The organism is Mesorhizobium ventifaucium (genome assembly GCF_935822925.1).
Lineage (GTDB): Bacteria > Pseudomonadota > Alphaproteobacteria > Rhizobiales > Rhizobiaceae > Mesorhizobium > Mesorhizobium ventifaucium.
Genome location: NZ_CAKXZS010000044.1, coordinates 22,159 through 35,378 on the forward strand (window position 1 = coordinate 22,159; position 13,220 = coordinate 35,378).

The 13,220-nt window shown below is 62.4% G+C and carries 16 protein-coding genes and 1 pseudogene; 6 read left to right on the top strand and 11 right to left on the bottom strand.

The features are described from left to right. Nucleotides 1-56: 56 nt before the first annotated feature. Nucleotides 57-251, bottom strand: a complete 195-nt coding sequence (locus tag NMG70_RS28210; protein WP_023797052.1) for a DUF1192 domain-containing protein — start codon at nucleotides 249-251, stop codon at nucleotides 57-59. Between the two features lie 229 nt (nucleotides 252-480). Here NMG70_RS28210 and NMG70_RS28215 point away from each other — a divergent pair, with 229 nt between their 5' ends. The 3 genes from NMG70_RS28215 to NMG70_RS28225 all read left to right on the top strand — a co-directional run bounded on the left by NMG70_RS28215 (nucleotide 481) and on the right by NMG70_RS28225 (nucleotide 2,452). Then, entirely contained in the window at nucleotides 481-1,494 is a 1,014-nt protein-coding gene (locus NMG70_RS28215; RefSeq protein ID WP_254027531.1) for an NAD(P)H-quinone oxidoreductase, read from the top strand. A gap of 132 nt (nucleotides 1,495-1,626) precedes the next feature. After that, nucleotides 1,627-1,767, top strand: a complete 141-nt coding sequence (locus NMG70_RS28220) for a DUF1127 domain-containing protein (RefSeq protein WP_254027532.1) — start codon at nucleotides 1,627-1,629, stop codon at nucleotides 1,765-1,767. A 304-nt stretch (nucleotides 1,768-2,071) separates the two neighbouring features. After that, entirely contained in the window at nucleotides 2,072-2,452 is a 381-nt protein-coding gene (locus tag NMG70_RS28225; RefSeq protein WP_254027533.1) for a hypothetical protein, read from the top strand. A gap of 712 nt (nucleotides 2,453-3,164) precedes the next feature. Here NMG70_RS28225 and NMG70_RS28230 read toward each other — a convergent pair. Next, nucleotides 3,165-3,746, bottom strand: a complete 582-nt coding sequence (locus tag NMG70_RS28230; protein ID WP_254027534.1) for a LysE family transporter — start codon at nucleotides 3,744-3,746, stop codon at nucleotides 3,165-3,167. A gap of 163 nt (nucleotides 3,747-3,909) precedes the next feature. Then, entirely contained in the window at nucleotides 3,910-5,049 is a 1,140-nt protein-coding gene (locus NMG70_RS28235; RefSeq protein ID WP_254027535.1) for a helix-turn-helix domain-containing protein, read from the bottom strand. 208 nt (nucleotides 5,050-5,257) lie between these two features. Here NMG70_RS28235 and NMG70_RS28240 point away from each other — a divergent pair, with 208 nt between their 5' ends. Then, the gene (locus tag NMG70_RS28240) at nucleotides 5,258-5,956 is read left to right on the top strand and encodes a DUF1013 domain-containing protein (protein WP_254027536.1); all 699 of its coding nucleotides are present in this window, start codon (nucleotides 5,258-5,260) and stop codon (nucleotides 5,954-5,956) included. A gap of 167 nt (nucleotides 5,957-6,123) precedes the next feature. On the opposite strand, the gene NMG70_RS28245 is transcribed toward NMG70_RS28240, so the two are convergent. From NMG70_RS28245 to NMG70_RS28265, 5 genes are all read right to left on the bottom strand, one after another. Then, on the bottom strand, nucleotides 6,124-6,843 hold the full coding sequence (locus tag NMG70_RS28245) for a helix-turn-helix transcriptional regulator (RefSeq protein ID WP_254027537.1): 720 nt from the start codon (nucleotides 6,841-6,843) through the stop codon (nucleotides 6,124-6,126). 72 nt (nucleotides 6,844-6,915) lie between these two features. Next, on the bottom strand, nucleotides 6,916-7,326 hold the full coding sequence (locus NMG70_RS28250; RefSeq protein WP_254027538.1) for a hypothetical protein: 411 nt from the start codon (nucleotides 7,324-7,326) through the stop codon (nucleotides 6,916-6,918). Nucleotides 7,327-7,344: 18 nt separating this feature from the next. Continuing rightward, the gene (locus NMG70_RS28255; RefSeq protein WP_254027539.1) at nucleotides 7,345-7,710 is read right to left on the bottom strand and encodes a VOC family protein; all 366 of its coding nucleotides are present in this window, start codon (nucleotides 7,708-7,710) and stop codon (nucleotides 7,345-7,347) included. A 53-nt stretch (nucleotides 7,711-7,763) separates the two neighbouring features. Beyond that, nucleotides 7,764-8,366 carry a DJ-1/PfpI family protein gene (locus NMG70_RS28260; RefSeq protein ID WP_254027540.1) on the bottom strand — a complete coding sequence of 201 codons (603 nt, stop codon included), beginning with the start codon at nucleotides 8,364-8,366 and terminating at the stop codon, nucleotides 7,764-7,766. Between the two features lie 85 nt (nucleotides 8,367-8,451). Next, complete coding sequence (locus NMG70_RS28265; protein WP_254027541.1) at nucleotides 8,452-8,619, bottom strand: hypothetical protein; 168 nt, start codon at nucleotides 8,617-8,619, stop codon at nucleotides 8,452-8,454. A gap of 256 nt (nucleotides 8,620-8,875) precedes the next feature. Here NMG70_RS28265 and NMG70_RS28270 point away from each other — a divergent pair. Together NMG70_RS28270 and NMG70_RS28275 are read left to right on the top strand one after the other, a co-directional pair. After that, a pseudogene (locus NMG70_RS28270) lies at nucleotides 8,876-9,828 on the top strand (ring-cleaving dioxygenase). Between the two features lie 162 nt (nucleotides 9,829-9,990). Continuing rightward, nucleotides 9,991-10,152, top strand: a complete 162-nt coding sequence (locus tag NMG70_RS28275) for a hypothetical protein (RefSeq protein ID WP_254027542.1) — start codon at nucleotides 9,991-9,993, stop codon at nucleotides 10,150-10,152. Between the two features lie 143 nt (nucleotides 10,153-10,295). Here NMG70_RS28275 and NMG70_RS28280 read toward each other — a convergent pair whose 3' ends face one another. From NMG70_RS28280 to NMG70_RS28290, 3 genes are all read right to left on the bottom strand, one after another. Beyond that, on the bottom strand, nucleotides 10,296-11,027 hold the full coding sequence (locus NMG70_RS28280) for an SGNH/GDSL hydrolase family protein (protein WP_254027543.1): 732 nt from the start codon (nucleotides 11,025-11,027) through the stop codon (nucleotides 10,296-10,298). Nucleotides 11,028-11,262: 235 nt separating this feature from the next. Next, nucleotides 11,263-12,003 carry a DUF899 domain-containing protein gene (locus NMG70_RS28285; RefSeq protein WP_254027544.1) on the bottom strand — a complete coding sequence of 247 codons (741 nt, stop codon included), beginning with the start codon at nucleotides 12,001-12,003 and terminating at the stop codon, nucleotides 11,263-11,265. A 128-nt stretch (nucleotides 12,004-12,131) separates the two neighbouring features. Then, nucleotides 12,132-13,157, bottom strand: a complete 1,026-nt coding sequence (locus NMG70_RS28290; protein WP_254027545.1) for a class I fructose-bisphosphate aldolase — start codon at nucleotides 13,155-13,157, stop codon at nucleotides 12,132-12,134. Nucleotides 13,158-13,220: the final 63 nt, after the last annotated feature.

The window sequence follows — 13,220 nt, forward strand, 5'->3', positions numbered from 1 at the left end:
TTGGGGAGGGTCTGAAGATTCGAGCTTTTCGGCGGCGGGCGCTTCGGTCTTGGGAACTATCCGCGGCGAAACAGCGCCTCGGCCGCTGATTTGGTGGTGCTCTTGGTCTTGAGCTCGGCTTCGAGCCGGGCGATCTCGTCGCGCAAGATGCCGATCCGCTCGGACAGTTCATCGACGGAAAGCAGCGACAGATCCTGCCCGATCTCATGCGGGCGGGCTTTCTTTTTGGGTTCGTCGTCGAAGATCGCCATCGTCGCTCCTCGCTCATGCGCAAAAATTGAACTGCTACAGGTCCTTTGCGCGTCCAATCGCACGCTTAGCGCTGCAGTGGCCATTTGCCTGATTTGCCAATCAGCATACAAAGGACAGGGCAGCATACATAGGGCAGGGGCATGGATGCAAACAGTCGGCAAGAAAACTGGCAGTCGGCACGAAAACCGGCAACTGGCAAGAAACTGGCGAAGCGAGACGGGAAAATTCATGGCGAGCGAACAGAACAAAATTCCGGCGAAGATGACGGCCATCGCGATCTCGGAACCCGGCGGACCGCGGGTGCTGAGACCGGAAACGCGCGACGTGCCCGTGCCCGGTCCCGGCGAAATCCTGATCCGGGTGCGCGCCGCCGGTATCAACCGGCCGGATGTGCAGCAACGCAAGGGCGCCTATCCACCGCCGCCTGGTGCGTCTGACCTGCCGGGTCTCGAAGTGTCCGGCGAAGTCGCCGCTGTTGGCGACGAGATATCGCGCTGGCGCGTCGGCGACCGGGTCTGCGCGCTGACACCCGGCGGCGGCTATGCCGAATACGTCAAGGTCCATGCCGGCAGCGTGCTGCCGCTGCCCGCCGGCTTCACCCACACCGAGGCGGCGGCGGTACCGGAAAACTACTTCACCGTCTGGCACAATGTCTTCGAGCGCGGCGCCTTAAAGAGCGGCGAGACGCTGCTCGTGCATGGCGGCTCGTCCGGGATCGGCACCACGGCAATCCAGCTCGCCTCGGCCTTCGGCGCCTATGTCATCACCACCGCCGGCAGCCAGGAGAAGTGCGACGCCTGTCTGAAGCTTGGCGCCGACCGGGCGATCAACTACCGCGAGGAGGATTTTGTCGCGGCGGTCAAAGACGCGACCGGCGGCAAGGGCGCCAACGTCATCCTCGACATGGTCGGCGGCGACTATGTGGCGCGAAACTACCAGGCCGCGGCGGTGGAAGGCCGCATCGTCCAGATCGCGACGCAGAGCGGGGCGGTGGCAAGCGCCGATTTCTCGAAGATCATGGTCAAGCGGCTCACCCACACCGGCTCGACGCTGCGGCCGCGCACCGTCGAATTCAAGGCGGCAATCGCCGCAGCGCTGGAGGCGCAGGTGTGGCCGCTGCTCGGCACCCGCAAGGTAGCACCCGTAATGGACATGATCTTCCCGCTCAAGGAGGCGTGGCGGGCGCATGAGCGGATGGAGGACGGCGACCACATCGGCAAGATCGTGCTCGACGTCGGCTGACGGTCGGTAAACAAGCTGAACAAAATCTCAATTGCGCAATGCAACAAACGCATTGCCGCCATGCAAAAGCGTCTGTTCAACTTTTCATCAACGGTGCCTATTTGAGCGGCATCGAAACGATGGAGGACTACCATGAACCCGATCCGTGCTTTCCGCAACTGGCGCATGTACAATGAAACCGTGCGCGAACTGAACCGCCTGAACGCCCGTGAGCTCAACGACCTCGGCATCAACCGTGGTGACATCGAGAGGATCGCCCGCAAGGTGCGTTGATCCGCTAAGCAAGAGCCGAGGCAGGCGGGTTTCCCGCCGCCGGTTCCGAGCCCGCTGGACCCAGTCTGGCGGGTTTGTCGTGTTGAAGTCTATGCAGCGGCTGCGATAATCGCCACAATCCAGAACCGAATACAACTCGATCGCAATCTATGGTTGCCTCCAGTTTCAGCGTGGGGCATTTTGATCGCGCGGGACTAGGTCAGCGGCTGGGAGCGCCGATCCGGGGCCAGTAGCGTGCTGACTCTGAAACAGGCTTGCGCCCACGTTCGACGATCTGACGGACAAGATCTACGAGGCGGCTTTCGTGCCGGAACTTTGGGGTGATACGCTCGAAGCTGCCGGCAGTCTTTCTGGTTCGGCCACCGGCGCCATCTTCCTGTTGAGTGCCGATTCTCTGGTCCGCGGCAGATTGAGTGACGTTTCTCCGGTTCACGGCAACTCCATCCGATCCTTGTTTGATGAATTTGTCGCTAGTGACGCCTGGAAATTGTCTGACGCCGTACAGCGTATGTGCAGCATGCAGCCGGCGAGCTTCGTTCAGGTCGAAGATTTCCTGACAGCCGAAGAGGTCGAAAATGATCCTGTGCGGATACAGCTGAGAGCGGCCGGTATCGGCGCCCACGTTTGTTCGGCAGTTGCCATGCTGAGTGGCGAGCTCGTCACTTTCGCTTTCAACGGTGGATGAAGGATGGCACCTACGGGATCGGGCGTCGGTCGATCGGCTGGACCAGCTTCGCCCGCATTTCGCGCGTGCCGGCATGGTCTCGGCGCAATTGGGGTTGGAACAGGCCAGGGCGACCGTCTCGGCACTCGAGACCATCGGGCTGCCCGCCGCGGTCATGACTGCATCGGGACGCGTGCTGACGGCCAACGGCCTGCTGGAAGAAATGACCGAGATGTTTCTGCCAACAGCCTATGGCGGCATGGCGATCGCCAATGCCTCCGCCAACGCGCTTTTTCAGCAGGCCATTCTCGAGAATCGCAACGATTTCGCGGTCCGATCGACTCCTGTTGCCGCCAACGAAAGCCGGCCGGCTGTGGTCATCCACCTTTTGCCGCTGCGCCGCGCCGCACATGACATTTTCGCCGGCGCGGACATCCTGGTTGCTGCAACGGAGGTAAGGGCCAGTGCCGTCGTGCCTTCTCCAGCCCTCCTCGCGGGCCTGTTCGACCTGACGCCCTCCGAGGCACGTTTGGCGGCCGCGCTTTCGCAGGGACGACCCTTGAAAGCTGCGGCATCCGACTTGAAGATCACCGTAAAAACCGGCCGGACCTATCTCGAACGGATTTTCGCCAAGACCGGGGACCCGGTAGCAAAGCCAACTCGTCGCTTTGCTCAAGAGCACAGAACCGCTCAATCGCAGATGACGATCGGGGAATGCCGTCAATTGGTCGCTTCACTGGCTAAGCGCGGCAAAACCAATCGCTATCAAGGCCCCTCCCAGCACGATGTCCACGTGCTTGCGGAAACGGTTATGAAATTCGCGCATGGCTGGCTGGGAAATAGCCAGGCCGACAAGGCCAAACCAGGCGATTGCAATGGCAAAAACTAGCGCTGCCAGGGATATGTGAATTGCCCCGCGCGTATTTAGGCTCAGCGTAGAGGATGCAAAAAACAACGCGGTGGCCGGATTTGCCGCCGCCGTGATAAACCCCAGCCGGAAGTACCGAACGATTGGAAGCGGCTTCGGCTCGTTGGCGCCGATCGTGATCGACAGCGCCCGCCGCATCGAATTCCAGCCGATGAAGACCAGCATTGCGCCATAAAGGCTGGCGGCCATCTGGTGCGCGATGCTTCCGGGCGGCAGCGCGGCGGCGCCCGTCACGACGACCACCGCCAACGAACTCGCGCCCACGGCAATACCGGCGGCAGCTGAAAGTGCTGTGGCACGCGAAGCGGTTAGCCCAGCCTGCGCGACGACAGCAAAATTGGCGCCCGGCAGCATTGCCAGAAGCGCATAGGAAATCGCGAACGGCAACAACCCCGCCGCGACAGCGTGCCCGGATCCCAACATCGATCAGCCCACATCGGCGGCGGCTGCTCTGCCAAAGCAGCTCGCCGCTACCGCAGGCAAAATGTGGACGAAACGGGTCTTCTCTAACAGTCGGCAAATGCCGACATCAGGGCGTTTTGTTGCCGGGCTAGCGGCCGCGGCCGCTGAGCGGTTCCGTGCTCTTGAGCAGCGCGACCAATTCGCTCTGCTGACGGGTGCGGGTCTTGGAAAAAATCCGTTCCAGATAAGTGCGGCAGGTCTTCACGGTTATGTTCGAACGCGCCGCGGCTTCTTTCAGAGTGCTCCCGGATGCCAAACCGGCTGCCAGCCGGGCTTCGGCCGATGTCAAATCGAACAGGCCGCGGACATGCGTCTCGAAGCCATCGGGAATGCGGCGGGCGACCTCGGTGACCATGATCACCGCGCAACGTTCCGAGGCCAGTCCATAGGCGCGGGCATCGACGAATGGCGCTACCGACAGCACCAGTCGGGTCAGGTCAGAGCGCTTGTGATCCGACGGCACCAGCAGCGTTCCTCCGGTTCCGGGCATCGCGCCGTCGCGCAAGCAACAGGCGTCCTCGACCAGCTGCTGAAGCGCCTGTGTGTCCTTGGGATTGGAGGCGACGATTGCGCCGCCATTCAGCTTCATCGGGCTGTCGGGTCGCGCCAGCATTGCCTCGGCGGCTTCGTTCATCTGCGCGATGTGCTGATGTCCGTTTACCAGAAACACGCCGAAGGGCAGGTGCGAGAAGGCCGATGCCAGCGCCGAGGTGTTCTCCAGCTGTCGACCGATCTGCCCGGCGCGCAGCATATGCGGCACGATCTTCTGCAAAAGGTCGATATCGGCGTTATCGAATGCCCCGCGCCTTGAACCGCGATCTATACTAAGCAGCCAGTTTGCGCTGTTGGTGGAGAGCAGGTTGCAGGCCAGTCCGTGATACATGTCGCGCGGCCTCAGCCAGTCCTGCCAGAGCTCGCGGCGGCGGAACGCCGCCACGTCGAGGCCCATTGGCCAGTGAGTGACCGCGCCGACAGGTATGGCGGCTGCCGCCGCAGCCAGGGGATCGCGCAGAACAGCCTCGATGCCCTTTTGCGAAATGAATTCCGGGTCCAGGTCGGATGCAACCGCATCGAACGTTTCCGGACTGAGGCGCACAATGCAGGAGCGCGAGCCGCCGAATAGGTCGCGCAGACCGGTTACCGCATCGGGCCATCGTTCCTGATCATAGGCAGCTTCGTAAATCTGGCCGACAACGGCGGATACCGCTTCGATGGTGACGTCAGCCATGGGCCGCCCTTGATCCTGCTGATGTCACGAGGCTAAACGCACCAAAGCTCTCGCGCAAGTTGCAACACCGACGAGCTAGGCGACGGTACCTTCCAAAAACGTTGCGGAACGGCAACGGAGCGGTTATATAAACCGCGATTTTCCCATTTTGGTGGCTCTAAACCACCGCCCGCGCGGGAACGCGGGCGAACGAGAAGGATATTTTGCAATGGCCAATACGCTGCTGATGCCCAAGGCGACCGCCGTCTGGCTGGTCGACAACACCGCGCTGTCCTTCGAGCAGATCGCGCAGTTCTGCGGGCTGCATCCGCTCGAGGTCAAGGCGATCGCCGACGGCGAATCGGCACAAGGCATCAAGGGTATGGACCCGATCATGACCGGCCAGCTGACCCGCGACGAGATCGCACGCGCCGAGAAGGATCCGAACCATCGGCTGAGGCTGTCCGACCCCAAGGTGCGGGTGCCGGAATCCAAGCGCAAAGGGCCGCGCTACACGCCGCTGTCGAAGCGCCAGGACCGGCCCAACGCCATCCTGTGGCTGGTGCGCAACCATCCCGAGTTGAAGGACGCGCAGATCGCGCGCCTCGTCGGCACAACCAAGTCGACGATCGACCAGATCCGCGACAGGAAGCACTGGAACTCCGCCAATCTGCAGCCGATGGATCCGGTGACGCTGGGCCTCACCTCGCAGATCGACCTCGACATGGAAGTCAACCGCGCCTCGCGCGGCCGCGAGCAGGCACAGCCGGCCGGCGACACGCTGCTGCCGGCGGCATTGACCGAGCGCCTCGTGCCGGCGCCGGAGAAGCCAAAGGACGAGGATGCGGAACTCGACGCCAACGCCGTCTTCGCCAAGCTCTCGGCGCTGAAGTCGAAGGACGAGGACAAGGACGACGAGGAGGGCTGAGGCGCCTCTTCCTTCCCCCCTTGTGGGAGAAAGTGGATTGGCGCGCAGCGCCAAGTCGGAAGAGGGGTGTTGGAAGAAATGAGGCGTCGGCGTTCCCTGGAACACCCCTCATCCGGCCGCTTCGCGGCCACCTTCTCCCACAAGGGGAGAAGGAAAGGGCGCCGCGCTTAGGTTCGCGCGGCGCGGTCCGGCGCCATGCCGTAGTCCTCGCTGCGCTCCACCGCACGGTAAAAATCGGCGAGCTGCTTGCCGCGCTCCGGCTTGAAGACGCGACCGGCTATGACCACCGATGCGATGCGGTCGATGCGGAAAGCGCGAAAGTCGTCGCGCATCTCGCACCAGGCGACCAGCGTCCACACCTTGCCCCAGAACCACAGGCCCAATGGCCTGATATCGCGCGCGGTGCTGCGGCCTGCTTCGTCGGAGTAATCGATGGTCAGCACCTGGCGTTTTTCCACCGCGCGCTCGATCAGGTCGATTGCTTCGCGGGCGGCATCGCTCACCACCCACATCGGCGTGTGGATCTCGGTGCGGGCGATGCGGTCCTTTTCGGGATCGGGCAGCACGGCGCCGATCTTGACCAGTGCCTCGTCGGCGGCCCGCGCCATGGCGGCGCCGCCAAACGCGCGCACCATGCGGGCGCCGGCAACCAGCGCGACGATCTCGTCACGCGTGAACATCAGCGGCGGAAGGTCGAAGCCCTCCCTCATCATGTAGCCGACGCCGGCCTCGCCGTCGATCGGCACACCCGTCGACTGCAGGTCGGCGATGTCGCGGTAGATGGTTCGCTCGGAAACCTCGAGCCACGTGCCCAGCTTCTGGGCGGTGACCAGGCGGCCACCACGCAGATGCTGCACGATCTGGAAGAGCCTGTCGGCGCGGCGCATCGTATGGTCCCTCGATGTTGTTTTTAGCATGTCGTTGGCCCAAAATCGGTTCCCACTTTTGGGCGACATGCATTATGGCTCAAGCCCTTCGCGCTTGCGCTGCGCGGCGACGAATGCCGCGCCGAAGGACAATTTCCCTGTTGTCGGCGTCTTTGCATCCAGCACCCGCCAGAATGGCGCGATGTCGCTCAGCGTCATGCCGCGCTCCAGATCCTCGTTGGCAGCCTCGGCGACAGTGCGCAGATGATAGCCGATGGTGACCGGACATGTCACTTCGGCGCCGTGCTCGATGGCGAGCGCGGTGCGCAACGCGCGGACATCCATGGCCACGCCGTTTGGGATGGAGCGGATGAAATCATCAACCTGCCGTGCCGTCGGCACCAGCATCGGCTGGCCCTCGACGACGTCGCCAACGGTCCGCGGCGTCGGCCTGATACCGTTGATGCCTGGCGCGTTCAGCCTGTCGTTCCAGCTTTTCACCATTTCGGGTTGCTTCCACCTCTAAACGAAAAGCCCAAAGCTGTTGCCGTCGGGGTCCAGGCAATAGGCGAATGTGCCGGCCGGGATGGAGGTTGCCGGCGAGACGACCTGTCCGCCGTTCTGCCTCACCCGTTCCATGGCGTCCTCGATCGGTGCGGCAACCGACAGATGGATGGTCGGGCCGGTTCCCGGTGCCGCGGGTTTCCCGGGGTAGATGTGCCCGGAGGCCGTTCGGTCCTGCGCGGCGAACATCGCAATCGGGTTCGGGCCGCTCTCCTCCAGAATGAGATCGTTTTGGAGCACCGACCCATAAAAGGCGCGCGCCCGATCCATGTCGGTGACGGGAATCTCGAACCATGCCGAAGCTTTTGCAGGGATGAACGCCATGTCTGTCTCCTGATACTGTCGCACTATTGCATGCCGCTCCTGACACCATACTGTCAGGAGGCTTCAGCATATTCCCCTTCAGCATACTCCTTGGCGAACAGCCTTCGCATCTCCGCGAAATCTCTGCTTCTCTGAGGATAGAGCGTCTTCAAATAGGCAAGGGCGAAGGTGCCGGGAGCCGAACCCGGCGCGGACACGATGCGACAGTCGGCGATGGCATAGGGCACATCCAGATAGTTCTGAGCCCCCGGATAACCCGGTTCCTTTTCGTTGATCCAGTCACGACCATTGCTGGTGTGTTTGGCCTTGTCGAACAGGCCGGCACCCGCCAGTGCCAAGGTGCCGGCGCAAATGCCGCCGACCACGCCGCCACGCACCGCAATCGCTGTCAGCAGTGCGGAGACGTCAGGCGGGGCATGCACCCACTGGTCGGAGCCGATAACCGCGACAGCGTCGAGATCGGTGTTTTCATCAACCGCGGTTGAGCGGTCGGGCGTCAGCATAAATCCGCTGGCCGAGATCACCGGCTTGCCGTTCGGCGTCAGCGACACCGCGCGTGCGCCGAACCATTCGACCGCCGAAGCCGCCAGCAGCCCGTATTCCCAGTCGGCGAAGCGATCGATGAAAAGAACGCCGATAGTTTTCTGTTCGGACATTTCCTGCTCCGTCTTTCGGTCCGCCGGACCTATTTATCTGGGCGCCGAGGCGTCCGCATCCAACTGCTGCTGCGAAAAAATCGCCTCAATGGCCGCGGCCGTGGCGGCCATCATAATTATCGGGCCAACCGATGTCCTTGCGGATGCTCTGCGGCAACTCGTTCATGAGACGCCGGGTGCGGATCTCGTTGCGCATCGTCCGGATCTTGCCGACATAGTGCTGCACGCTGCGCAGAATGGTAAAACCGTTCATAGCTGGTCTCCTCTCTTTCGATGGAGACACTATCGCACACCCCTCCTGACAGCAGTCTGTCAGGAGGCTGAGCGGTCTTTGGCGAGCGTGCCAGGTTTTACCGGTTCCGATCCGTCTACCCGAGAGAAGCAGGCTTTTTCGTCGCCGGGGTTAAGTCCTTCATCTGCCAACGACGGACTGTCGGAATCCGCAGCAGCGATAGGGCCGGGGTTCTGATATGAGGGAGAAAAGTTCCTCGGAGATCAGGGAGATGACAATGAGCCTGCAACTGACAGGAATTCACCATCTGACCGCAATCACGGCCAATGCACCCGGAAACCTTCGCTTCTACACCAGGACCTTGGGGCTGCGACTGGTCAAGAAGACGGTCAATCAGGACGACACGTCAGCCTATCACCTTTTCTATGCCGACGCCGAGGCGACGCCTGGCACCGATCTTACCTTCTTCGATTGGCCGGTCGGACGCGAACGGCGCGGCACCAACAGCATCGTGCGGACCAGCCTGAGGGTCGCCAGCCCTGAAAGCCTTGCCTGGTGGAAGCAGAACTTGTCCGGCGAGACCGTCGCGACGGGAGAGATCGGCGATATCGCCGGCTATCCGTCGCTGGACTTCGAAGACCCGGAAGGCCAGCGCCTGCGTCTCGTCAGCGATGGCGGCAAGGGCGACAGTCATCCCTGGGCTCAAAGCCCGATCCCAATCGAGCACCAGATACGCGGGCTCGGGCCAATCGTCATCAGCGTTCCCGACATCACCAATACTGAAACCGTGCTGACCAGGGTGATGAACATGCGCAAGGCGCGGGACTATGCCTCGCCGGATGGTCAGGGCCAGGTTCATGTCTTCGAGATGGGGAAGGCGGCCCGGCGGCGGAGCTTCATGTCGCGGTGCAGCCGGGCCTTGCGCCGGCACGGCAGGGCGCCGGTGCGGTCCACCACGTCGCATTCAGGGCGCCGGACCAGGAGACCTTGCATCAATGGACGGCGCGGCTGGCCGAGTTCCGCCTGCCGTCAAGCGGTGAGGTCGAACGATACTACTTTCGCTCGCTCTACTTCCGTGAGCCGAACGGCATATTGTTCGAGATCGCCACCGACGGCCCAGGATTCACGGCCGACGAGCCGCTGGAAACGCTGGGCCAAAGGCTGGCCCTGCCGCCGTTCCTCGAACCGGAACGGGCTGCGATCGAGGCCGGCCTCAAGCCGCTGGCATAGTGCTCTCGTGAGCCAGAAAGAAGCACTTCGACAGCCGACCGTGATGCTGGAGCGCCGCGCGCCCTTTGGAGGCGCAAAGGATGCTCCAGCAGCAGACTCTACGCATTGTCCTTTCCGAAAATCGATTTCGATTTGCCGGCCGATGCGCTAGTCAAAAGCGGCATGTCGAAACTCCTCGCGCTCGTTATCATTGCCATGATGGTCATCCAGTTGATCAAGCCGCTCGGCTGGCCGGGGCTGAAGCGGCGCAGCGACTTCTGGAAACTGGCGGTGCTGGCGATGGCGGCAATGTCGATAACAGCCGCGCTGGGCCATTGGACCTAATGCGCGTCGGCGTTCGACCGACCTCACGCGACGCGCTTTAGGTTGTTGTTTTATGCATGTCGCTATCACAAAACCGCTGCACACCCTCGGGTCAGGGCCCGAGGGCATGCTTTTGCGCGACATGCATTAGGGCTGGCGGCCCGCTACGCGAGGCGTGGTTCGTTGGCCAGCACCAAATCGACCAGATGTTCGGCCCAGGCCCGGTAGCCGGCTTCCGAGGCGTGAAATCCGTCGGATGCAAAACCGGCTTCGGCATCGGTGATCGGCAGGCGCGGCGCCGGCACAGCGCCGCGTTCGAGGCAAAGGCGCTCGCCCATCCGGTTCATCTCGGCGGCGCGGATTTCCAGGATCTTTCCGAGCAGCGGCGGCATTGCCGGTGCGCGGGTGAATTCCAGCACCGGCGACCACACCACGCGCGCCTCCGGCCATTTGGCGCGCAGCGCGTAGAGCAGGCCGCCAAAATCGCTTTTGAAGCGTGGCACCGAGTGAAAGTTCTTGGTGTCGTTGGTGCCGATGGCGAGCACGATATGCGTCCAGGGATCGGCCGACAGGTTGGGCAGCACATGATCGCGGACCTGGCCTGAGGTCGCCGAGTTGAAGCCGGCTGCCCGCCAGCGCACCGCACGGCCAGTGCGTTTCGAGATCAGCTCGGCCAGTTGCGCGGCCAGCCCGTACTCGGAATTGCCGATGCCGACCGAGGCCGCGGAAGAATCGCCAAGCATCAGAAGCGAAATCGCTGGCACCCGGCCCGAAATCTCATGCATGACAGGACCTTGCGCCGGCAGCATGCGGGTGGTGCGGCGGCGCACGCCAAGCCCCTGCCAGACATAGACCGGAAAGGCGAGCCAGGTGAGGAGGGCAAGAAAGCGCTGCATCGAAAACCGTTAATGGGGGCAAACCGTTAATGGGGGCAAACCGTTAATGGGGCAAGTCCGTTAAGGGCATAGCGAGCAGCATCAAAGCGCCTCGCGTTCGACCGATCTCACGCGACGCGCTTTAGGTTGTTTGTTTTATGCATGTCGTCATCGCAGAACCGCTGCACACTTTTGCGCGACATGCATTAGCGCATATCGGGCCAGAGGCGAAAGACCTTGCGTCGACGGCCCATCGTCAATGGCAACAGGCGTCCTGCATCTCGGGCATGTCTGCATATTCATCGTGCAGCCGCACCCAGTCCATCAGGCTGTGGTGGGGACCCGTCTCGTTGCGGCCCTTCGGCGTCAGGTCGAGATAGTGATAGGCGCCGATCAGCGGATCGCCGCCCCTGGAGCGCGACATGAAGGTCAGGAAGATGTCGCCGTTCTCATCCCTGTAGAACACGCTGATGCCGGGAAGGTCCTTCGATTTCAGCGCGCGCTGCTGGAAATTGTAGATCGTGTCGCCGGATGCGATCTGCTTGTCGGTGAAGGACACCTGCATGTCGAAGTTGAAGTCCGAAGCGTAGGACGACACCCAGTCGAATTTCCAGCCCATGCGCTGTTTGTAGGGCAGAAATTCGGCTAGCGGCGCCCGCGAGATCACGATCAGCGACACATCGTGGTGCTTGAGGTGCTGGTTGGCGCCGTCGATGTGGTCGGCAAGGAAGGAACAGCCTTCGCAACGGTAGTCGGCGCCCGGCCCGAACATGAAGTGGTAGACGATCAGCTGATTCGCGCCGGCGAATAGGTCAGCCAGGTTCTTCGGCCCTTGTTCGGTCTCGAAGACATAGTCCTTCCGGATCTTCAACCAAGGCAATTCCCGCCGTTCGGCGGCGATGCGGTCGCGAAATCGCGTCAATTCCTTCTCACGCGCCAGATGCGCCTTGTGCGCCTGGAACCAGTCTTCCCGTGAAACGATCTTGTTGTTTGGCATCCGACTGCTCCTCTTGAGTCCCAAGGACGTTTGGGTTCAACGCAAGTCGACACGGCCGGTCGCGTTTTTTGGGAGCATATGGAACCCGGGCAGATGGCCCGGGTTCGGCCGGGGTAGAAAAAATACGGTTAGGCGGCCTGTTCCAGTTCCGGCTGCCATTTGCCAAGCGCTGCCAGATGGTTCATCTGGGCGCGGTGGGCGAAGGCGGCCTGGGCAGCGGCGACGTTGGCCGCCTTACCGCTCCATGCCTTCTGCGGCGCCGCCTGCAAGGCGCGGCCATAGGAGAAGGTCAATTTCCACGGATGCGGGCCGATGGCGTTGATGGCGTTGAGGTTGGCGGTCGCCTCCTCATCCGATTGCCCACCCGAGAGAAAGGCGATGCCGCCAATCGCTGCCGGGACCGTTTCGCGGAACAGTTTTATGGTCTTTTCGGCGACTTCTTCGGGGCTGCTGGTGTTGCCAGACTTCTTGCCGGCGAGAACCATGTTCGGCTTCAGAATGGTGCCTTCAAGGACGACGCGGGCGGCGTAGAGCTCGGTGTAGAGTTTCGTTAGCGTTGCCTTGCTGATCTCGTAGCAGGTGCCGATGTCGTGGGCGCCGTCCATCAGCACCTCCGGCTCGACGATCGGCACGATGCCGGCCTCCTGGCAGAGCGCCGCATAGCGGGCGAGCGCATGGGCGTTCGAGCCGATCGACGTGGCGGAGGGCACGCCTTTGGCGACGTCGATGTCGATCACTGCACGCCATTTGGCGAAACGGGCGCCGAGCGTGTAATAGTCGGCGAGCCGCTCGCGCAGGCCGTCGAGGCCTTCGGTGATGGTGTCGCCGGGGTACCCGGCCAGAGGCTTGGCGCCGGCATCGACCTTGATGCCTGGAATGGCGCCGGTCGCCTTGATAATGTCGACCAGTGGCGTGCCGTCGGCGGCTTTCTGGCGAATGGTCTCGTCATAGAGGATGACGCCGGAGATGTATCTGGTCATCGCTTCCTTGGCGCGGAACATCATCTCGCGATAGTCGCGGCGGCTGTCGGCGGTCGATTCGACGCCGATGACGTCGAAACGCTTCTTAATGGTGCCGGAACTCTCGTCGGCGGCCAAAAGACCCTTGCCGTCGGCCACCATCGCAGCGGCAATGTCCTCGAGACGTTCGCTCATTGTGCATCCTCCTGAACAGGTTGTTCCAACAGTGTAAAACATCCGGGCTAGCAGACCACTAGA